The organism is Paenibacillus sp. MAEPY2 (genome assembly GCF_000499205.1).
In the GTDB taxonomy this organism is placed as follows: domain Bacteria; phylum Bacillota; class Bacilli; order Paenibacillales; family Paenibacillaceae; genus Paenibacillus; species Paenibacillus vandeheii.
Map to the genome: position 1 here is coordinate 87,988 of NZ_AWUK01000017.1, position 21,908 is coordinate 109,895.

Here is a 21,908-nt window from a genome sequence, read left to right on the forward strand (position 1 = left end):
CTGACGGTTCAGATGATTAATCCTTCGGGCGACTTTTGGGGTGACAGGATATATAGCATATAAGCTTTCACTCCAAACCGTCCGTTTCTGGTGACAGGAGAAACAATTATTTCTCTGTCGGAAGCGGTGTGAACAGCAAGTTGACAGGAAGATTGCTTCCTGGTGCTGCGGAGAACAGAATCGTTACACTTTGACCATACGAGCCTGTACGATAGAGTACACTTTGTTCATTCGGAGCGCTTACGGATTTGCCGTTCGAAATCTGTACAACTTCTCCATTAACGAGCGCTACACCCGAGTATTTACCACCACGTGGGTTGAACGAGATTAAAGTGCGAGGAGCAACATTGTTCAGTGTGATTTTGTAGAGAACACCGAAGTTACCCGCGTTAGAAGCATCTGTATACGCCATTGGATCTGTTCCGACCAGATTCGGGTCACTTGCATTGTCGCCGAGCGGCAGACGTGCAGGCTTCGACCCCACTTCTTGGTCGTACGTAATGATACGTGTTGCATTCGGGTATGTTCCCCGGTTATGAACACCATCACGATCCAGAACAGGCAGGGTGGACCATACCGTCATCGGATCTTTATTTTCTTCGATCATGATAATGTTGTAATCCAGCCTGTAGTCGCTGAAAACATCAGAATACAGTGAAATAACTTGCCCTTGCTTCATAGGAAGAACACTCAATTCGGTCAGAATTAGCTTGCTCTCTCCAGGTTGGATGTACACTTTCTTTTGTCCCGTACCGTTCTGTATAGACTGGAACCAGCGATCAATGGACAATTTACCTGCCGCAGTTGCTATTGGTGACGGACCTGCAAAGCCCATGTTTTGCTGCTCTAATGTTGCTGCGTACATATTATTATTCGTAGCAACAACGTACATTTTCACGTTTTTGCCTGTATTGTTCACATGGTGAATCATGAAACGGGTCTGACCGATTGAAGACTCTTTGTACACAATCCCTTCAGAGTTAACGGTTTCCGGGCTGTTACTGCGAATCAGCACACTTTGCTCATCGTAATAAGTGTACGGAACTTTCTCAATGGCAGGAACTTCACTGCCGTTGAAGCTGAACTTATCACCTACCGGCGTGAACAACTGATTAAAGTCAGAGATAGTATACAGTGTTTCATTGGTAATATTGACATTCTTGGTATAGCTGTTACTAGCACCATGTTTGTCCGTAACGGTAATCGTTACCGTCTTTGGTCCCGGAACAAAGAATGCCAAAGCATTGTTTTCCCATTCTGTTTTCACAATGGCATTTTCATCATCGGTGCTTTGATCAATGTACGTGATCTTTTCACCCATTTTGTATTCTTCCTTGTCTGTCATAAACATCGCTACAGGAGGAAGATTGGGTTTCTGAACCTGAATCGTAACAGAGTACGGATCACTCCATTGTCCGCTCGAATCCTGGACAGCATACGTTACCGTATATGTACCTGGTTGATCAAACGAATCCTGACGGCCCGTCCAGCGCTCGTCTATAATGTCCAGTCCCTTGGGAGAGCTGGACTTAGTGTTGTATGTCACCGTGTCTCCTGCAAAAATCTCTTTTGGTACCGTGAAGCTGGCTACCGGTTTGGTACTCAGGTTCAGTACAACAGTCTTCGCAGACTGATTCACTTTATAAGTAATGTTGAGTGCCTGCGTAATCGACGTCAGTGGCACCATGAACGTATTTTTTTGTTGATAGGCAGGGCCCTTCATCGTTCTGGATTCACCGTTTACTGTGTAAATAGTGCTATTCGTTTTGAAGCGAAGCTCATCTTCGCCACTAATAATAATGGTTTCTTTGGTTGTATTGTCATATTTCACATCATATCCAACCCGATCAACCAGTGCGCGGATCGCTACATATGATACACCATTTTTAACAGCCATCGGCTGTCCTGCAAGATATGTTTTGCCGTCTTGCATCATTTTATTGCTATTCATGTAAAGTGTCAGATCTCCGCCTTTACTTCCGGCTACAGATTGACCGCTTGTAGATGGTTGCTCAACCTCAACCGGAGTCGTAGGTACTGTTGTTTCCTCTTCCGAACCCTCTTCATCAGCAGGGTCTGTAACAGGGTCAACCGGAGTAACATCTGTTCCCGTAGTTTCATTGGTCACCGGGTTTGTTCCTTCAACTTCATTGTTATCAGACTGTTTTGAATCTGACCCGGACTTTACATCCGATTCCGCGATGGTTTGTTCTTTCTTCACAACCTCCACGGATTTAACATTGGCTGTATTTGTTGTTGTTGTATCACTTTGATCGGCTGCTAGTACATTCGCTGGAATCGCTGCAAACGCTTGGAATACAGCTAAAGCGGTAAGTACGGATAATTTCTTCTTCAAATTCATTCTTTGTCTTTGGCTCCTTCTGCTCCCATTTTATAAATATCCCCCTCAAAAAGTCATACTATTAGACGCTTGCAGCCGGGAAAAGTTGCTAAAATTAATTGATAAGAATTGTAAACTTTTAATAGAGCGAAAATACTATGAAAATAGTTATCTATTATACTTTTCGATTTGGAGTGAAATCGGTTTTAAAACCTGCCGCAAATTCCAATAAAAAAAACCCCTCCAGGACATGGCTGAAAAAGCACCATGCCAAAGAGAGATGGATATCGAACTTGCTAACGCAAACTGACAGGTAAGCGTCCTGTCGGCTGCAATTCACCTGTTAAGACAAGAGACAATGCGCGAACCACTGCAGGAGTATTCTCGTACGTACATATATAACTTCCCGGCGTCGGAATCTCCAATAGATCATATGGATTACGCAGAGCGACTACAATCAGGGAATACTTCTCACTAAGTTTTTGAACCAAATGATGCTGTCCTTTCGGAAGATGCCCTGCGGAAGTATAAGTACATATGATAATTTGATCATCTTCCGACACATTATTAAGGATCAGGTCCGCTTCATCATAGGTCGGCTGTGTCGTTATTTTATGCTCCCGAACTCCGCCTCTCAGCTGCGATAACGCCACGCCAAGTGAATCTGTATGAGACCAAGGTTCATCCACTTCTGTCCGTTGCACAACTTCAGGCCAGATGACATACACATTTTTTTCAGGGTCTAAAGGAAGTAATCCATCATTATGAACCACAGTAATGCTATTGGAGGCGATCTCATCCAACGTGGATTCGATAGAGGCCAGCGACTTTGGTAATTCATCTTTTTCTATTGTTGAGAAATCGACACCATCTTCATCGGATCGATCAGGTACAGCATCATCCTCTTCCATGGAACCAAACGTATGCTCCCACTGACCACAACGCGCTGTCTTCCATGAAATAATACGTTCCAATGCCTGATTTATGGTTGCTTCTTCAATTCGCCCAGTGCGAACGGCTTCAACAACGGCTTCAACAGCAGAGACTTGATCTTGCAGTGTATGACTGACCAGAATTAGATCAGCACCTGCCTCCACAGCACGAATGGCTGCCTCGGCCACACCATATGGCTTGGATATCGCATGCATTTCCAGACAGTCTGTAATAATAATGCCGTCAAAGCCCATTTCTTCGCGTAACAGACCCGTCAATACTTTACGGGACAATGTGGCCGGAATCGGCTCCGGTTCAATCGCCGGGAAGATGACGTGAGCAGTCATAATGGCATCCACTCCAGCCTCAATCGCCCGACGGAACGGTAGAAGCTCCACCTGATCCAGCCTGTTACGTTCATGAGGTACGGTGACCATACCGAGATGTGAATCCACCGCTGTATCTCCGTGTCCGGGAAAATGTTTCGCTGTCGCAGCAACACCTCGGGACTGATATCCTTTGATAGCTGCTGAGCCATGAGCAGCTACACTCTCCGCATTCTCGCCATAGGATCGCACCCCGATGACCGGGTTCAGAATATTGTTATTCACGTCTAGCACGGGAGCAAGGTTCATATCAATGCCGATGCTTTTCAACTCATGACCTAGAATTTGGGCACATTCGATTGTATACGCCGGATTGCCGGTTGCTCCGAGCGCCATATTTCCCGGCACCTGGGTCACTCCCTCCTTGTCAATCCGGGCCACCATGCCACCCTCTTGATCCACGGAGATCATCAGAGGCAACTCCCCTGCTTCAGCCGCAATTGCTTGCAAGTCGGCAGACAATTGATTTAACTGGTCTACGCTCTCCACATTCCGTCTGAAGTAAATGATGCCTCCAACATGATAATTACGGATCAGTTGATTGATCTGTTCATCCGCATGCTGTCCATGGAACCCACACATAAACATCTGCCCTACCCGCTGTTCCAACGAAAGCTGATCCATTGATTTCATACGCATGCTTCCCTCCCCATTATGAACCTGCTCTTAGGTTTGATCTGAATTCCGAAGGTTTCATGTGAAAATGTTTATGGAACACTTTGGAGAAATATCGCCGCTCCTTGTACCCTGTCGCTTCTCCGATCGCTGTAATACTCCATTCTGTTGTACTTAATAATAAGGCTGCGCTCTCCATCCGCTTATGGGTCATATATTCAACAAAGGTGACCCCCATCTGATTTTTGAACAACTGGCAAAAGTAGCCCGGACTGATTCCCAGCCAATCAGCTACCTCATCAATCCCCAGATCACATTCCAGCCTGGCGTTCATATACTCGCACGCAGACATAATCAGCTCTGACACAGAAGGGCGAGGCGTACTTTTCTTATCATGACAAGCAAAAGCAAGTGCCTCCGCCAGTTCGATTAATTCCTTGATGGAGGTTGCTGAATGCAATGCACTCCAGAAGTGTATTTCGTCTTGTTCAGCCATGACATGTACTTCGCGCAATTCACGAAGCATATGTACAAGCAAAAAACGCAGGCTGTTTTCGGCTACGCCGTCCAGCGCACTCTTATGCTCGCTCATCCGATGTTTGAGCATAACGAGCAGGTCAATCAATCCCTGTTTGTTTCCCTGTCTGATCCAACGGGTGATCAAGTCCAAATCTTCTTTTGTTATCCACAGCGTTGCCCTTCTGGAAGGTTCTTTGGATGACATGATGGAGGGCTCACCAGTCTCTGATTCCAGCACATTGCTGCGCTGATCAGAATCATTCATAATCAGCAATCGCTGACAGTGCCGATATCGCTCAGCCATCTGATCATCCAACCTCACAGGCATAACATCCTGAATGACTCTTGTTTTCATGCCTGAATCTGGCTCAAATGTCGCATCTAATTCCAACAGGACCTGTTGAGCTAATGCAGCTGCCCGAAGTTCCCATTCATCTGACGCCTCCACCAGCATGCACCATTCTCCCTTACGGGCAGAAATCAGCAAAGTTCCTTCACAGATCCCGTCTGTAACCTCTCTAAGTCTGGAACGGATCATTCCATGCCAGCTTTGGTGCCGGGCCCCGGACCATCCGATCGAATGCTTGAAATAACCCGACACATCGATAAGCAGAAGGACATACCGTAACGAAGATGCCTGAGGTTCCGGGGAAGACGGAGGTAAAGAAAATAACGTATCCTCTTCTTTTCGCATCAGGTCAATGATATGTTTGTGTCTTACCCAAACTTCCATCTCCGATTTGCGGTGGCGTTCGGCCTCCATTTCCAACCGTTTCTTCTGGATCTGCCCGGCAAGCTCACGCAGTTTATGTTCCAGATCCAGATAATCAATTGGCTTGCATATGTATTCATGGACATTGTAACGAATGGCCGTACGGGCATACTCGAACTGCTGATATCCTGTCAGCAAAATAATCTCGCAAGTTTCACCTTGTTCCCGCAACATTTGAATCAGCTCCAGACCATCCATGGAGGGCATGCGAATATCACACAACATAATGTCAGGGTGATATTCTGCAACTTTATCCAGCGCTTCCGACCCGCTTCTGGCCATACCCACAATTTCAATGCCCATGTCTTTCCACGGCAAAATAAAACTCAAATTCTCCAAAATCGGCAGCTCATCGTCAACCAGCAACGCGGTTAGATTCATTCATCTTCCCCCTGCTCATATTGTGGAATAATACATTGAATGATGGTGCCATGCCCCGGAGATGAACATATAAACACCCCGTATCCGGCCCCATATTGAATCCGTATCCGATCTGCCACACTTCTTAATCCCAGCCCTCGGCGCTCTGCCATTGAAGATAGGGGCTTCGTTCCCTCTGCCATGATGTATTCAGGCGGGTCATTTGCCATGTATTCGAATCGAGCCAACATTTCCTGGGGAATACCGATCCCATTATCCTCAACTCGCAGCACCAGATTATTTCGTTCCACAAATGCGCTGATCCGAAGTACACCCTGATATTCAATTCCCTCAAACCCATGCTGAATACTATTTTCCACAAGAGGTTGGAGAGTGAGCTTGAGCATGGATGATGTGTACAGATGAGATGGAATGTCGATCTCATACCGGAACAAATCACTGAATCTGTAATGCTGGATCTCAAGATAGCTCTGCAGGTGCCTTAGCTCCTCACTGAGCGAAATTTCCTCCTGATCCTGAATGCTGATTCGCAGCATATTGCCCAGTCTTGTCACCATTTCACTTACTTTACGCCCTTCTCCCCTCATGGCTAGTCCGTTAATGGATTCCAGTGTGTTAAACAGAAAATGAGGTTTGATCTGGGCTTGAAGCACGCGTAGTTCTGCCTTAGCCTTCTGCTGCTGCTCGGCACGCACACGTCGGAACAGGCCTCCGATGCGATCCAGTAATTCATTGAACCCTTGGGCGAGCAGCTGCATCTCGTCAAAGCCACTTCCTTCAACTCGGGCATTAAAGTCCCCGTCATCTACACGTCTCATGAATCGTACGAGAACCGCAATATTACCTGTAATCCGGTTCATGAAGAACACGTTGAAAACCATCGCAGCAAGCAGACACAGCAGAATGATGATAATGGACCAGCCTGCAAACACATTCGTCTCTGCGGATAATGCTTCCCATGAAGTGACACTGACCAGACTCCAGTTATAGTTTTTCAGATGATATTGTGAAATGATGCTTTCACTGCCATCGAACACGGCTCTGGTGCTGCTGAACCCCGGTCCATAAATGCCAGAACGCACACCCAGATTCTCCATCTTCTCGCCGCTGTAGCGTCCGGAAGGATCGTATACGATCAGACCCTCTTCATTGATCAGCAGGAACGAAGTATCCTGTGCAGGATCACTTATTTTTAAATGGCGGAAGATGCGGTCCATCTCCCCTTTTTTAATCTGAACGACCAGAACACCGATATTCTGAAAATAACTGAGCTCCTTGACCAACCGAATCTGAGTAAAGACAGGCTCTACGCCCGTCAGTTCAGGATATTCCAGAGGGGCCAGCCATTTGGGTACGCCGTTGAGTTCCTGGATTTCTTTGAATATTGGATGAACTTTAAATTGTTGAAAAGGAAGTGCTTGAAAGTTTTCCTTCGTGAATATAGAGACAATCTGGTTATCCTGAGACGAACGCGGACGCAAATCATACAAGAAGGCATAACTGATGAACGGGTAGTTGTATAAAAGGGAACGGAAATTACGCTGACTGGCATTCAGCGACAACTGATTACCGGTTCCAAGATCTTGCTTGCTCGGATCTTTGGCGTTCAAAGCCATCTGGAATACCGATGTGGCAATGCCGTTGTCCGTGACATTGTTGATCTGTTGAAAAACATTCTCGATATTATAGCTAATGGCCTGAAGTGCATATTCAGACTGCTGATTGTATTTTTTCTCAATCGTATGTGATGTGACCAAGAACATGCCGATCCCAAGCGTGCACATCGGTACAATGATGAGCAACAGAAATGCCATGGCCAGCTTCATCCGCAAGTTCATTTCCCGTTCTCCCTATATAACGCGTCGTTAATTAGCCTTTTACGCTACCTGCTGTTACACCTTCAATAATTTTTTCCTGCAATATAGCGTAGATCACCACAACCGGTACAACACTGTATACAATGCCTGCTGACATCTGGGCATAATTCATCTGATACTGATCACGAAACTGGACCATGCCGACAGGCAGTGTACGCAGTTTATCGGTGGATAAAAAATAGTTGGCGAGTAAAAATTCGTTCCAGTTGCCGAGGAAATTCACAATAAAGACTGTAACAATGGCTGGAACTGTAAGGGGTATCACTATTCTAGCAAAGATACCCGGAGCCCTCAACCCATCCATAACCGCCGCTTCCTCAATTTCTCCAGGGAGCGACCGCATAAAGGCAGCCAAAATAATAATCGTGAACGGAATTGCATTGGCAACATAAGGAATGATCAGCGCCAAATGAGTATCCAAAATGCCGAGCTTGCGGACAAGTAAGTATATTGGCAGCATGAGCGCATTGTTTGGAATCAGCATGCCCGCCAGAATGAGACTGTAGAAAAACATGCTCCATTTACGGTGTCTCATACGTGTTATAGCAAAAGCAAACATGGCACCAAGCACAATGGTTCCCACTGAGGACAAGACCGAAATGTACATACTGTTCCAGAAATACGTTCCAATCTTGGCATTTACCCAGGCTTCCACGTAGTTATTAAACTCCCAGGTGGAAGGCAGACCAAACGGATTCAGTGCAATCTCGTTGTTATCCTGCTTAAATGAAGAAAAGATTACGAATAAAAAGGGAAACAGAATTGCAAGTAGATACAACATCAACAACACATGAGGTATACTGCCTTTTATGCTCTTTGTCATCAATATTCCACCCTTTCGTTGTGTCTCGCCACCAGCAACTGATATACCGCGGTGAGCACAAGCGTCAGAGCAAAGATCAGAACCGCAATCGTATTGCCATAGCCGTATTTAAAGTTGGTAATCGCATATTTGATCATATACGTAGCAAGCACTTCGGTAGAGCCTGCGGGTCCACCTTTGGTCATAACCAGAACAATGTCAGCTGCCTTCATCGCTCCGGCAATGGATAACATAATGACGACGGAAATGATAGGTCTGATTAGTGGTAATGTAATTTTAAATGCTCTTTGTACAGCTGTGGCACCATCAATGGCTGCCGCTTCATCCAGATCTTTTGGAATAGCCAGAATGGCCGCCAAAACCATGACAATATAGAATCCCGTCCATTGCCAAGCATTGGTTACGAGAATAGATATCATTGCGAACCGGTTATCAGACAGCCAATAGACCGGCGAAATACCTACGGTTCCAAGTAACTGATTCAACAGGCCGATGTTAGGCTCGTAGATGAAGCCCCACAGAATACCGATGACTGCCGTTGACATAATGGACGGCAAAAAGACGGCTGTTTTGTACAAACCTTTCAATTTCTTTACGTTCGCAATGAGCAGGGAAAACAGCACAATGATCGGCACCTGAATCAAAACGGAAAAGGCGATAAAGAAACCGTTATTACGAGTAGAAATCCAAAAACGTTCGTCTGTCAGTGCTTTTGTATAATTGGACAGTCCCACAAAACGCGGCTCTGCGGATACCCCGTTCCAACTGGTCAGACTGTAATAGAGTGAACTGCCGATAGGATACAGGAAAAACATGATAAACAAGATCAGTGCCGGCAACACAAACAACGTATAGATCAACGGGCTGCGGAGTGAAGTATTCATGATCTACCTCCTTCAGTGACTTCAACTTCTTATGCTCATATATAGAGCAGATTCCTCAGCAGTAATTCTTTAGAACGGACCAAGGGTTATACCCCGGCCGTGTTCCAACCGGGGTAAACCAGCATGGTGTTAATAGGTACGCTTCTTTGCTTGAAAGATTGTTTATTCTACGGAAGCATTAGCCTCTTCCTGAACCTTTTGCAATTCTTCAGCCATTTTCTCTGGCGTTGTCTGTCCACCAACCAGCTTCTGAATTTGCAGGTTGCCAATCTCTGTCGTAACATCAGCTTGAACGAGTGCATCAAATGCCGGGAATGAAGTCTGGGAAGCATTCAGAACAGCTACGATTTCTTTCATCAAATCGTCGGTGATGCTGTCTGTCAGCACTTTTTCATCCAGTTTCATCGCCGGTAACACACCGTCTTCTACGAGCCCACGTACTTGCATATCTTCGTTGTAGAAGTTTTTGATAAACGCTTTAACAGCCGCCAGCTTCTGCGGGTCATCCGCAGCCGCTGCGGAGAAACCGTATCCATTATTGACGTCACGCATAAGCGCTGTCTGATCTCCTACACCGTTCTCTACCGGAGGCATATTAAAGAAACCAACTTTGCCAATGAGCGACTCCCCGCTCTGTCCTTCCTTGAATACAGACGATTTCCACGTTCCGTCATACATCAGAATCGCTTCACCGCTCGTAAATTGAGTTGTATATTCAGCATATTCATAGCCAAGCTCGCCTTTTTTGAAGTAACCTTTATCCACCCATTCCTTATGCTTCGCAAATCCAGCTACAACGCCTGGATCAGTCCACTTGGCTTCGCCTGTAGCAAACTTCGCCGTAATATCAGGTCCAGCGTAACGTGACCAAAGATGGTTTGTTAACATGAGTGGAACCCAGCCTGCTTTGGAAGCAGAAGCAAGTGGCACCTTGCCATCAGCCTTGATCTCAGCGAGCATATTATCCAGCTCAGCCATTGTTGAAGGCGCTTTCCAACCTTTTTGCGTAAAATACTCTTTATTGTAGAAGAAGCCTTCACCCGATCCCCCAATAGGCAGTCCGTACACTTTGCCTTCATAGGTGAATGGTTCAAGTGATGAAAATTGGTCTTGAATGCCCAGCTCTTGCAGAATCGGTGTGAGATCCAACAACATGCCTTCCTTGGCATATACTTTGGAGTCCGGACTGCCGAACAATTCGAAGATATCCGGCGGATTGCCCGCTGCCATCTCCCCGCGAAGTTTCTCTTTGCGGTTTACATCGGATTCAACGCCGTCCAGTGTAAAGGTCAGGTTAGGTACTTCGCTCTCCACTTTGGCAACAACGTCCTGCAGAATGGCCAGCCTTTTTTGTTTGTCGGCACCCACCTGAGTGTGACGGAGAAGCATCTCAACCGGTTCCTTGCTTGTCTCTGCAGGCGTATTGCCTGCTCCCTGCTGTGGTTCGCTGCTTGAGCTTGAACATCCCGCCAGCGTCCATGAAGTGATGAGCAATAATGAAAGCAGCAATGTCATTCCTTTTTTCATTCGTATGACCCTCCTCAAGATATTGAGCATTTGGCTTTACACTCTGATTATAAAAAGTTGTAGCTAACATCGTAAGGATGACAATTCATCAATGGAGGGATAAAATCCTTCACTGGACAATTAATCTTGTGTTTACAATTGGTAACAGCACAAAAAAACAGCCCCTGCGAAACCTGTTCGCAAAGACTGCTTGGTTGGGATATAAATGTTGTTACTTATTGGAGCAAGACGCGCCCGCTGTTTCTGTGCGACCTTCCTCAATCAAACGATATGCCCGCTCTACTTCCTCATCACTCGGAGAAGGAACACCATCGAGCGGATAGGCCTTCCCAAGCGCCTGCCATTTGTAAATACCCATCTGATGATAAGGCAGGATTTCGAACTTCTCAACACCATTTAGCGTTCCAATAAACCGCCCCAGATTTAGCAAATCTTCTTCCTCGTTGTGAATCCCCGGCACATACACGTGGCGAATCCACATTTTTCGTCCATTGTCTGATAACCACTGTGCGGTGCGCAATGTTCTCTCGTTGGATTTGCCCGTCAGCTTGATATGCTTCTCATCATTGATGTGCTTCAGATCCAGCAGCACCAAATCCGTGTTATCTAACAAATCATGAATCCGATCCGGTTCATTAAAACCGTTACTGTCCAGCGTAGTGTGCAATCCCCAGCGGCGTTTCGCTTCTTTGAAAACTTCGGCTACAAAATGAGCCTGTAATGTCGGTTCTCCGCCGGATACCGTAAGCCCTCCGCCGGAACTGCGGTAGTAGGAGAGGTACGGTTCAATTTCAGCCAGTACCTCCTCTACGCTCATTTCCCTGCCACCATCCAGTGCCCATGTATCAGGATTATGACAATACTGGCATTTAAGCAGACATCCCTGCATAAAAAGCACGAAGCGGATGCCTGGGCCGTCAACCGTCCCGAAAGTTTCGAGTGAATGAATATGTCCATTAACCATGCTGCCTCTTCCTTTCTGTATCCGCATCCGCTGTGCGTTATTATGGAGATTCTACTGCTTTGAACCGTTGATTTAAGCCCAAATTACATCGAACCGTGGAAGGTCCGGTTAATGACATCAAGTTGTTGCTCACGCGTCAGTTTGATGAAGTTAACGGCGTAACCGGATACCCGTACAGTCAGCTGTGGATAGTTTTCCGGGTGATCCATCGCGTCAATCAACTGCTGACGATCAAATACGTTCACGTTCAGATGGTGTGCCCCTTGACCAAAATAACCGTCCATCATGGCAACCAGATTGGATTTGCGTGTGTCTGACTCTTTTCCGAGTGCTTTAGGCACGATGGAGAATGTGTTAGAAATTCCATCAAGGCTGTGTTCGTACGGCAGTTTGGCTACTGAGCCAAGGGATGCCAATGCACCTTTTTTATCCCGACCATGCATTGGGTTCGCCCCAGGTGCAAACGGTTCGCCTGCTTTACGGCCATCCGGTGTTGTACCTGTTTTCTTGCCGTACACTACGTTCGATGTGATCGTCAGTACCGATTGAGTTGGAATTGCATTACGATATGCTTTGTGTTTGCGAATCATGCCCATGAAGCTTTCCACCAGTTCAACCGCGATGCTGTCAACACTGTCTTCATTGTTACCGTAACAAGGGAATTCGCCTTCAATTTCAAAATCAATTGCGATGCCTTGTTCGTTGCGGATCGGTTTGACTTTAGCATACTTGATTGCACTCAGGGAATCTGCTGCAACCGAGAGACCAGCAATACCACAAGCCATCGTACGAACGATGTCACGATCATGCAGGGCCATTTCGATACGCTCGTAGCTGTATTTGTCATGCATGTAGTGAATGACGTTGAGTGAGTTCATATACAGTTTGGCAAGCCATTCCATCATCGGTTTGAAACGTTTCATCACTTCATTGTAATCCAGAACTTCGCTCGTAATTGCTGGATATTCAGGGCCGACTTGTGCACCCGATTTCTCGTCACGACCGCCGTTGATTGCATACAGCAATGCTTTTGCCAGGTTGGCACGAGCGCCAAAGAACTGCATTTGTTTCCCGATCTTCATCGCAGATACGCAGCAAGCAATACCGTAATCGTCTCCGTAGATTGGACGCATCAGATCATCATTTTCGTACTGGATGGAGCTCGTTTCAATCGATATCTTCGTACAGTATTGTTTGAACGCTTCCGGAAGCTTGATGGACCAGAGTACAGTCAGGTTCGGCTCAGGTGCAGGACCGAGGTTGTTCAGGGTATGCAGGAAACGGAAGCTGTTTTTCGTAACACGGGTTTCTCCATTTACGGACATACCGCCGATGGATTCGGTTACCCATGTTGGGTCTCCACTGAACAATTCGTTATAATCCGGCGTACGCAGGAACTTAACAATCCGCAGTTTCATTACAAAATGGTCCACCAGTTCCTGAGCTTGTTCCTCAGTTAGCAAGCCTTCTTGCAAATCACGTTCGATGTAAATATCAAGGAAGGAAGAAACACGTCCAAGGGACATCGCCGCACCGTTTTGCTCTTTGATCGCAGCCAGGTAACCGAAGTAGAGCCATTGGAACGCTTCTTTTGCGGTTGTAGCTGGCAAGGAAATATCGAAACCGTGCATTTCACCCAGTTGTTTCAATTCCTGCAATGCACGGATCTGTTCAGACAGTTCTTCACGCAGGCGAATGACATCTTCATCAATCACATCGACTTCAAGTGCATTCAGTTCGCCTTTTTTATTCCGAATCAGGAAGTCCACGCCATAGAGAGCTACCCGGCGATAGTCACCGATGATCCGGCCACGGCCGTAAGCATCCGGCAGACCGGTAATAATGCCTGCTTTACGTGCTGCACGCATGTCGGATGTATAAGCATCAAATACGCCTTGGTTATGTGTTTTGCGGATGTTCGTAAATATATCAATGACGCCTTGTGGCATCTCAAAACCATAAGCTTCACAAGCATCAATCATCATGCGAATTCCACCAAATGGCTGAATGGAACGTTTGAATGGAGCATCCGTTTGAACACCAACAATCTGTTCTTTGGATTTATCCAGATAACCGGGTTGGTGAGAAACAATCGTTGCTGGCGTATTTACGTCAACATCGAGTACCCCCCCGTTATCGCGTTCTTTTTTGGTAAGATCGGAAACGATATCCCATAACTCTTTCGTATTTTGGGTTGCACCTGCAAGAAATGCTTCGTCGCCATAGTAGGGTGATAAGTTGCGTGCCAGAAAATCATTCACATCTACGGATTTCGTCCATGTTCCTTTGGTAAAGTTTCTCCAGCCTGTTTGTTGTTTGACATCTTTTTCGATCACCGACATAGTAATCCCTCCACAAATTTGGATTTCCGGACACATGACAGGATGCTTCACTCGTCTCATCTGTGCCCAAAGCCGCGATTAATGTGATAAATTTCACATGTGAGCCGGAACATGTTCTCTCTACTTGGGAACCGGAACCGCGGATGAATGTTTTTCTTACATTTTCAGTATACGTCTTCGCTCTTTCAACATCTGTGATTTATATCACAAAGTTTGTGACCATCCTCACTTCGCCTATGCTGTATCAAGGTGAAGTGAACAATTTACACAGGATCACTGCGTGGCAGAACAACCTTCCAATCGCTGTTATCCCCAGATTTTTTTGATCCCCTTTGAAAAAGGTTAAATCCGGGGATAAAGGCGAACGCTTCGCTTTTTCAGGTTATTTCTCCCCCTACGTTGTCGTGTAAAGTGTTAAATTCAATGGCTACCCCAAGGATTCCGTTTACCTTTTTACAGAAAAGACAGCAATCGGGGCTCCCCATTTCGGGGAACCCTGACTATATCTGCCTAAATCCTGCTGTTGCTTTAATTGTTATTCAAACTTGCCGTAGAATGCGTTGCGGTATACATCTGCCAGTTCAGTTACGAGCGGCATTTTTGGATTGGCTGTTGTACATTGGTCCTCGAATGCGCGGTCTGCCAGATAATCGACATGTGCTTCAAAATCTTTGGCGTCAAATCCGATTTCCTGGAACGATTCTTCAATACCCAATGTTTTGTTCAGTTTGCGAATCGCATTGATGAGACTGGTAACCCCTTCTTCTGTCGTACGTGCAGGCAATCCCAGAATGCGGGCAATCTCGGCATAGCGCTCATCTGCAACAAAGTGCGAATATTTCGGGAACGATGCAAACTTCGTCGGTTTTTTCGCATTGTAGCGAATAACGTGCGGCATCAGGATCGCATTGGTACGTCCATGTGCGGTATGGTACTGACCGCCCCATTTATGTGCCAAGCTGTGGTTGATGCCCAGGAATGCGTTGGCAAAAGCCATACCGGCAATTGTCGAAGCATTATGCATTTTCTCACGAGCCAATTTGTCACCTTGCAGCGCCGATTGCTCGAGATACTGGAATACCAGTTGAATTGCTTTGATTGCGAGACCATCCGTGTAATCATTCGCCATGACGGATACATATGCTTCAATGGCGTGAGTCAATACGTCCATACCTGTATCCGCTACAGCGGTTTTAGGCAGAGAGTATACGAATTCCGGGTCTACGATGGCTACGTCTGGTGTTAACTCGTAGTCTGCCAGCGGATATTTGGTATTCCCTTGGTTTTTGTCTGTGATGACCGCGAACGATGTTACTTCCGAACCTGTGCCCGAAGTTGTCGGGATGGCTACGAATTTCGCTTTTATGCCGAGACGTGGATATTTGTAGATCCGTTTGCGGATATCCATGAATTTTTGTTTCAAGTCGTTGAAGTCTGTGTCCGGATATTCATAGAACAACCACATCGCTTTGGCAGCATCCATCGGTGATCCCCCGCCGAGTGCGATAATGCAGTCTGGCTGGAAGCGGCGCATCATTTCCGTACCGCGGTCTACCGTTGTTGTCGATGGATCGGGTTCTACATCAGAGAACACTTCAATGGCTACTGGCATTTGACGTTGACGCAGATAGTGCTCTACTTTTTCCACATAACCGAGTTTGACCATCATGGCATCCGTAATAATAGCTACGCGTGTGATGTCCGGCATTTTGGCAAGATACTGTGTTGCACCTTTTTCGAAGTAGACTTTGTTCGGCACTTTGAACCACTGCATATTCACGGTACGGCGAGCCACCCTTTTCACGTTGATTAAGTTCACAGCGGTTACGTTGGAAGAAGTCGAGTTACGTCCGTACGATCCGCAGCCCAGTGTCAGTGACGGCATGTTGGTGTTGTAGATGTCACCAATGGCGCCGTGCGTGGATGGTGAATTCACGATAATCCGTCCGGTTTGCAGACGATCTGCGAATTTGCCAATCACTTCTTCGTTCGTCGAATGAATAACCGAGGAGTGACCCATGCCGCCAAAAGCAACCACTTCTGCTGCACGCTCAATCCCTTCGGCTGCCGTTTTCACTTTGTAACAAGCCAGTACCGGGCTTAGTTTTTCAGCCGACAATGGGAATTTCGTGCCTACACCTTCAATCTCGGCTACGAGAATTTTGGTGCCAGCAGGAACCTCGATACCGCACATTTGAGCAATGCTGACTGCAGATTGGCCCACAATCGCCGGATTCACTGCACATTTCTCAGCGTTAATCGCACCTGCAGTCAATTTCGCAGCCTCATCCTTGTTAACAAAGTAACAACCGTTGGCGATCATTTTCTTTTTCACCTGATCAAAGATCGGTTCCTCGATGATGACCGCTTGCTCGGAAGCACAGATCATGCCGTTATCGAACGATTTGGACAAAATCAGATCCGTTACCGCTTGATTGATATCTGCACTTTTTTCAATAAAGCAAGGTACGTTCCCTGGCCCTACGCCCAGTGCCGGTTTACCACAGCTGTATGCTGCCCGTACCATGCCTGATCCGCCTGTTGCCAGAATGAGCGCCACATCATTATGATTCATCAGCGCATTTGTGCGATCCATGGAAGGATCGTCAATCCACTGGATACAATCTGCTGGAGCTCCATGCTTCACTGCAGCATCAAGCAGAATTTTGGCGGCTTCCCGGCTACAGTTCTGTGCAGATGGGTGGAAACCGAAGATGATCGGGTTACGCGTTTTGATGGAAATCAGTGCTTTGAACATCGTAGTGGATGTCGGATTCGTTACCGGGGTAATCCCCATGATGATGCCGACAGGCTCCGCAATTTTCTGGAAGCTTTCGTATTCGTTATCTTCAATAACCCCTACTGTTTTGTCATATTTGATGCTATGATACACATATTCTGTTGCAAATATATTTTTGGTGATTTTATCCTCATACACACCCCGGCCTGTTTCTTCCACGGCCATTTTGGCGAGCATCATATGTTTGTCCAGACCTGCCAGCGCCATTGCTTGCACGATGCGGTCAATCTGTTTCTGATCCATGGACATGAATGCTGCGTGTGCTTTATTCGCTTTGTCAATTAACGTTTGAATATACTGACCTGCTGTCGGTTCTTTTACTGGGGCGACTTCGTTCTTTACAGCCATCTCCCTCATCCTCCTAAAGGTTCATATTGGTTTGTCTCTCTTCTTTACATTCACATCGTATCATGGGTAAAGGGTAAATTATGTGATTTTTTTCACAAAGTATAACAAATTTAATTTAAGTTTTTTAGTGTCTCCCCACCGGCCATTTACACTTCCTATTTAAATTATAGGGCTGTCAGATTCATCCTCCCCTTTAGAAAGTGAATTTAATCACAATGTTTGAAATTTCGCCATTTTTACCCCCTTTCCATGCCCCTCAAACGGCAAGATAAGGTATATACTGAACTTAAAAATTGAACCACCGCAATTTGTACCGTCCTTCCCGGCCGAGATGACCCTGATCAGGACGGCAACGGTTTGCGGCGAACCACGGGGGCCGGACCAAGCTACAGAAGGTCGTCCGATGGACACAAAGGGGAGATAGACTTATGAGAGAACAACTGAGTGTACTGGAAAAACGCGGCAATACCAACTGTTTCTCGGAAGCGAATTTCAACCATCTGCTCGTAACGATGAAGGACAGAACCTATCCGGAAGGAACCCATCTGTATTGGGAAGGAGATGTCTCTGACAAACTTTATTATATGAAACGGGGCCGGGCACAGATTACCAAATCCACGGATGAAGGCAAGGAATTGATTATGTACATGTATCAGTCCGGGGATATGATTGGTCAGGCTGACCCGTTCTTCGGGTCCAAACACAGCTTCTCGGCCGAGGTACTTGAGGATAGTGAGATCGGAGTACTGGAGCACAAAGACCTGGAAATGCTGATCTGCCAACATTGCGACTTCGCCATCGATTTTATGAAATGGATGGGTATCCATCACCGGTTGACCCAGACAAAATTCCGTGATTTGATGTTATATGGCAAACCTGGCGCGCTCTGCTCCACGCTGATTCGGTTATCCAATTCCTATGGTGAGCCTCATGGAGATCATGTCATCATTCATAAAAAAATAACCCACACGGATTTGTCCAATATGATTGGAGCGACCCGTGAAAGTGTCAACCGCATGTTAAGCGATCTGCGTAAAAAAGATGCCATTGAATATGACAACGGTATGATCGTCATCAAGGATCTGCACATGCTGCAGGGCATTTGCCACTGTGAACTGTGTCCTAACGAGATTTGCCGGATCTGATGCTTTCCCGGCCCTTGCCTCCCCTTATATGCAAATGAAAAAAGCCCAATCTTCCTTACAGAAGATGGGCTTTTGTTATGCTTAAGATACAGTAGTCAACTCGAGCTTTACTGCATCACGTGGATTCAACTTCATGTCCAAACCGTTTTCCATCAGTTCCTTGTCATTCACCATGATCATCCAGCGTTGGTTCATCCGGGGAATTACATTTTCAACGGAAACAACAAATTTGTTGTTCTCCGACATTCTTACAATCCCACTGGACTTTAATACATCACGCACCGTACATTCCTGAACATACACCCCGGCATATTGACGATTGAGATTCGGCATAATATTTCCGCCGCTCACCTTGAGCAATGTTGTTTGGTAAGCAACATCGTCTCCCCCATTGTCAGCGGCTTTCACATATATGATCACTTCATCTTTGGCATGAAGCTCCATGTCCCACTTTTCGGGGTCAATATCCTTGCCGTTCAGTTTGACAGCCCAGCTGAGAGAGGAATCCAACGAAACTTCCCCAACGGATTGGATCCGCTTTCCATCTGCCGTAAAATCAACAAGTCCACTGTTCAATAGTGCTTTCTTGAGCGTCAGACCTTCACTAAAATCTCTCTTAATAGACTTCGTTGCGTCAGGCAAAAAAGTACTGCCATCCACTGCCACTGTAATTGTATTCTGTGATTCGGTCTCTTTGACGATAGGCTGTTCGGAAGGCTGTGTCTCGCTACACCCGGCCAATATAACCAGAATAAGCAGACATATACCTATGTAACCGGGGATTCTCTTCTTCATGTAGGTAACACCACCCTGCGTAAAATCATTCACCCTGTTGTCCATAACCTCTATTATGGCACAAAATTCATGCAAAAAAAGTGTCAATGCCGTTACTTTTCCTCGAGTAGCGTCCATAATTGGGTGGTACAACACAAAGAGCCTGCAAGCAGGCTCTCTGGCTCCAATCATCACTACAGTCTATTAGGTACGTTATTACTGGACACAAGCCTGCATATAGGTGCGGCCTCCGTCTCCATCCTTCAGATACGGATTAAGTCCAAAGAACTGTTCCTCCGACACATACACCCCTGTCAACAAACGCCCTTCGAGCAACCCACCGTCCACCTGTACGCAGAATGAAGGTGCATCCACATATTCCTGGTAAAGTGGAATTTGACCAGATGGATGGTGAACCTTGGAGACCTTGCCTTGCTCATGCAGCGGCCGTTCAGAGAAATAGGTAGGTACAATATAACGTGCAATCACATCCAGCTCCTGCACTGTGTAAAAGGTGTCATCACCCAGCCAGGGAGCGAACATGCGAATCTTCTCATATTGTGACCATACAATCGCCTGAATCAGCATCTCCGCTCGAACAAAACGTCCTTCGCCCACCCCCAGATACATACGTTCTTCATGAAAGGTGGCTTCGGCCTGCACCCCGATGGAATCGGGTTGTTTCAGCTCACATCCGATACATTTCCAGCCTCTTGCTGTCTGAATCCATTTTTGCAGTACCGCCGGAGCCGTTCTCTGACCATTGCTATTCGTGGAATGAGTCTTCTCTCCTGCGACATCATCCTTCACCGACGGGGAATATACAGTGCGATTAAATAGCTCCGCAGCTTTTTTGTAGATCAGATGTACCTGAATGGATGCGCTCTCAAGTTCTGCAATATCTTGCTTGCCGTAGCGTACTTCACGGGATAAGCTTTCTTCTCTCATGACAAGTGGCCTCCTCGCTCCGGCCGCCTGCGGCCATTTTATTTTACAATTATACTACAACTCGCGACAACATGTGCAGAACCCTTAAGACAAAAACTCCTGATTTCCACTGGAAATCAAGAGCCTTTATCCCATCAGTTCATTTAGTTTGAGCTAAGGAATCTGTTACTACTCAACCCACTGCTCTGCCCAGTCTTGAATTTGATTCATAACGGGCTGTAGCGCCTTGCCTTTCTCTGTCAGTTCATATTCGATACGAACCGGCGTCTCTGGATAGACATGGCGGATCAGTATGCCTTCGCTCTCCAGATCCTTCATCCGCTCTGACAACATCTTGTCACTCATCGATGGAATCAGGTTGGAGATATCCTTGAATCGCTTCGAACCACTCATCAACGTTTGAATAATCAGACCGTTCCAGCGCTTACCCAGAAAGGAAAACGCTGTCTCAAAGCGCGGACACATCCGCAGATCTTGGCCTTCCACATTAATCACCTCTTTAGAGATCACTCAACTTACGTTTAGTTAGTATATTTCATAATAACATATTTAAGTCTCAAAGAAAACGTCTGCCGCTAAAAAGTTAAAATTTTAGGGGCATAACTCAACTTCGATGATACAACTCAGTATACATCACATGGGACAGAGGAACCATGGGAAAATATCGTCTAACTCCCATGTACCTATCTTACCCAAAAAGAACCCAGCTGCCACAGTCATACTCGACTTGGAGAAGGGTTCTCTGGTATATCGTTTATTTATGCATTCACAAAGCCAATTTGGGGCTTAAACCAGTACGTTTCCAAGCGCTCTTACAGGTTCGCTGAAGCCAAATTCCGGCTTAACGTTGCGCGCAGGATATGCCCACTTCACTCCATTGCTGATTACTTTTAGAATTTCCGGATTGTAGAAGGTCGGGTACGTTTCGTGACCTGGGCGGAAATAAAAGATTTTTCCGGAACCGCGGAGGAACGTACATCCACTCCGGAATACCTCTCCGCCTTGGAAGTTGCTTACAAACACCAGCTCATCCGGCACTGGAATATCGAAGAATTCCCCGTACATTTCTTCTTTTTCCAAAATAATCTTGCTATTGATACCCTCGGCAATCGGGTGGGACGGATTCACACACCAGATAATCTCCTGCTCATTGGCTTCACGCCATTTCAGATCACAACTTGTGCCCATCAGCGCCTTGAATGGCTTGGAGAAGTGACCGGAGTGCAGCACAATCATTCCCATCCCATCCAGGACCCGCTGTGCAACCTTCTGGGTAATCTCATCGCTCACACGATCATGTGCCATATGTCCCCACCATATAAGCACATCTGTAGAATTCAGCACCTCATCACTTAATCCATGCTCAGGCTGATCCAGTGTTGCCGTGCGAATAGCAAAACCTTCGCCTCCCAGTCCGTTTGCCAACGCCATGTGCAAACCTTCTGGATAGACTTCTCTTACTTCATCGTGAATTTTCTCATGGACAAATTCATTCCAAATGGTGACGTTAATCATATTCAATTTCCCCC

At 46.4% G+C, this 21,908-nt stretch carries 15 protein-coding genes; 1 reads left to right on the top strand and 14 read right to left on the bottom strand.

Features of this window, described 5'->3' with window-relative positions; translation table 11 throughout:
* Positions 1-106: 106 nt before the first annotated feature.
* The 10 genes from P364_RS0115560 to adhE all read right to left on the bottom strand — a co-directional run bounded on the left by P364_RS0115560 (position 107) and on the right by adhE (position 17,512).
* Positions 107-2,362 carry a stalk domain-containing protein gene (locus P364_RS0115560; RefSeq protein ID WP_024631024.1) on the bottom strand — a complete coding sequence of 752 codons (2,256 nt, stop codon included), beginning with the start codon at positions 2,360-2,362 and terminating at the stop codon, positions 107-109.
* Between the two features lie 275 nt (positions 2,363-2,637).
* A complete protein-coding gene (gene nagZ, locus P364_RS0115565; protein ID WP_029881020.1) occupies positions 2,638-4,299 on the bottom strand; it encodes a beta-N-acetylhexosaminidase in 1,662 nt (553 codons plus the stop codon).
* Positions 4,300-4,312: 13 nt separating this feature from the next.
* On the bottom strand, positions 4,313-5,947 hold the full coding sequence (locus tag P364_RS0115570) for a response regulator (protein ID WP_024631026.1): 1,635 nt from the start codon (positions 5,945-5,947) through the stop codon (positions 4,313-4,315).
* A complete protein-coding gene (locus P364_RS0115575) occupies positions 5,944-7,785 on the bottom strand; it encodes a cache domain-containing sensor histidine kinase (RefSeq protein WP_024631027.1) in 1,842 nt (613 codons plus the stop codon). The genes P364_RS0115570 and P364_RS0115575 overlap by 4 nt, the downstream gene beginning before the upstream one ends.
* Before the next feature lie 31 nt (positions 7,786-7,816).
* Positions 7,817-8,647, bottom strand: coding sequence for a carbohydrate ABC transporter permease (locus P364_RS0115580; protein ID WP_024631028.1), 831 nt, complete (start codon positions 8,645-8,647; stop codon positions 7,817-7,819).
* Positions 8,647-9,531, bottom strand: coding sequence for a carbohydrate ABC transporter permease (locus P364_RS0115585; RefSeq protein ID WP_024631029.1), 885 nt, complete (start codon positions 9,529-9,531; stop codon positions 8,647-8,649). Before P364_RS0115585 ends, P364_RS0115580 begins: the two co-directional genes overlap by 1 nt.
* 162 nt (positions 9,532-9,693) lie before the next feature.
* Positions 9,694-11,058: an extracellular solute-binding protein gene (locus P364_RS0115590; RefSeq protein WP_024631030.1), complete on the bottom strand. Its 1,365-nt coding sequence runs from the start codon at positions 11,056-11,058 to the stop codon at positions 9,694-9,696.
* A gap of 211 nt (positions 11,059-11,269) precedes the next feature.
* The gene (gene pflA / locus P364_RS0115595) at positions 11,270-12,022 is read right to left on the bottom strand and encodes a pyruvate formate-lyase-activating protein (protein WP_024631031.1); all 753 of its coding nucleotides are present in this window, start codon (positions 12,020-12,022) and stop codon (positions 11,270-11,272) included.
* Positions 12,023-12,105: 83 nt separating this feature from the next.
* Entirely contained in the window at positions 12,106-14,364 is a 2,259-nt protein-coding gene (gene pflB / locus P364_RS0115600) for a formate C-acetyltransferase (protein WP_024631032.1), read from the bottom strand.
* Between the two features lie 535 nt (positions 14,365-14,899).
* Complete coding sequence (gene adhE, locus P364_RS0115605; protein WP_024631033.1) at positions 14,900-17,512, bottom strand: bifunctional acetaldehyde-CoA/alcohol dehydrogenase; 2,613 nt, start codon at positions 17,510-17,512, stop codon at positions 14,900-14,902.
* Positions 17,513-17,940: 428 nt separating this feature from the next.
* Here adhE and P364_RS0115610 point away from each other — a divergent pair, with 428 nt between their 5' ends.
* Positions 17,941-18,657 carry a Crp/Fnr family transcriptional regulator gene (locus P364_RS0115610; RefSeq protein WP_024631034.1) on the top strand — a complete coding sequence of 239 codons (717 nt, stop codon included), beginning with the start codon at positions 17,941-17,943 and terminating at the stop codon, positions 18,655-18,657.
* 81 nt (positions 18,658-18,738) lie between these two features.
* On the opposite strand, the gene P364_RS0115615 is transcribed toward P364_RS0115610, so the two are convergent.
* The 4 genes from P364_RS0115615 to P364_RS0115630 form a co-directional block, all read right to left on the bottom strand.
* The gene (locus tag P364_RS0115615) at positions 18,739-19,452 is read right to left on the bottom strand and encodes a hypothetical protein (protein ID WP_024634542.1); all 714 of its coding nucleotides are present in this window, start codon (positions 19,450-19,452) and stop codon (positions 18,739-18,741) included.
* A gap of 195 nt (positions 19,453-19,647) precedes the next feature.
* Complete coding sequence (locus P364_RS36210) at positions 19,648-20,379, bottom strand: hypothetical protein (RefSeq protein WP_024631036.1); 732 nt, start codon at positions 20,377-20,379, stop codon at positions 19,648-19,650.
* 168 nt (positions 20,380-20,547) lie between these two features.
* A complete protein-coding gene (locus tag P364_RS0115625; RefSeq protein WP_148661829.1) occupies positions 20,548-20,844 on the bottom strand; it encodes a winged helix-turn-helix transcriptional regulator in 297 nt (98 codons plus the stop codon).
* A 321-nt stretch (positions 20,845-21,165) separates the two neighbouring features.
* On the bottom strand, positions 21,166-21,894 hold the full coding sequence (locus P364_RS0115630; protein WP_024631038.1) for a ThuA domain-containing protein: 729 nt from the start codon (positions 21,892-21,894) through the stop codon (positions 21,166-21,168).
* Positions 21,895-21,908: the final 14 nt, after the last annotated feature.

Excerpts from the sequence above, each read along its gene's own strand:
- P364_RS0115560 (WP_024631024.1), bottom strand. The coding sequence starts at position 2,362 with ATGAATTTGAAGAAGAAATTATCCGTACTTACCGCTTTAGCTGTATTC.
- nagZ (WP_029881020.1), bottom strand. The coding sequence starts at position 4,299 with ATGCGTATGAAATCAATGGATCAGCTTTCGTTGGAACAGCGGGTAGGG.
- P364_RS0115570 (WP_024631026.1), bottom strand. The coding sequence starts at position 5,947 with ATGAATCTAACCGCGTTGCTGGTTGACGATGAGCTGCCGATTTTGGAG.
- P364_RS0115575 (WP_024631027.1), bottom strand. The coding sequence starts at position 7,785 with ATGAACTTGCGGATGAAGCTGGCCATGGCATTTCTGTTGCTCATCATT.
- P364_RS0115580 (WP_024631028.1), bottom strand. The coding sequence starts at position 8,647 with ATGACAAAGAGCATAAAAGGCAGTATACCTCATGTGTTGTTGATGTTG.
- P364_RS0115585 (WP_024631029.1), bottom strand. The coding sequence starts at position 9,531 with ATGAATACTTCACTCCGCAGCCCGTTGATCTATACGTTGTTTGTGTTG.
- P364_RS0115590 (WP_024631030.1), bottom strand. The coding sequence starts at position 11,058 with ATGAAAAAAGGAATGACATTGCTGCTTTCATTATTGCTCATCACTTCA.
- pflA (WP_024631031.1), bottom strand. The coding sequence starts at position 12,022 with ATGGTTAATGGACATATTCATTCACTCGAAACTTTCGGGACGGTTGAC.
- pflB (WP_024631032.1), bottom strand. The coding sequence starts at position 14,364 with ATGTCGGTGATCGAAAAAGATGTCAAACAACAAACAGGCTGGAGAAAC.
- adhE (WP_024631033.1), bottom strand. The coding sequence starts at position 17,512 with ATGGCTGTAAAGAACGAAGTCGCCCCAGTAAAAGAACCGACAGCAGGT.
- P364_RS0115610 (WP_024631034.1), top strand. The coding sequence starts at position 17,941 with ATGAGAGAACAACTGAGTGTACTGGAAAAACGCGGCAATACCAACTGT.
- P364_RS0115615 (WP_024634542.1), bottom strand. The coding sequence starts at position 19,452 with ATGAAGAAGAGAATCCCCGGTTACATAGGTATATGTCTGCTTATTCTG.
- P364_RS36210 (WP_024631036.1), bottom strand. The coding sequence starts at position 20,379 with ATGAGAGAAGAAAGCTTATCCCGTGAAGTACGCTACGGCAAGCAAGAT.
- P364_RS0115625 (WP_148661829.1), bottom strand. The coding sequence starts at position 20,844 with ATGTGTCCGCGCTTTGAGACAGCGTTTTCCTTTCTGGGTAAGCGCTGG.
- P364_RS0115630 (WP_024631038.1), bottom strand. The coding sequence starts at position 21,894 with ATGATTAACGTCACCATTTGGAATGAATTTGTCCATGAGAAAATTCAC.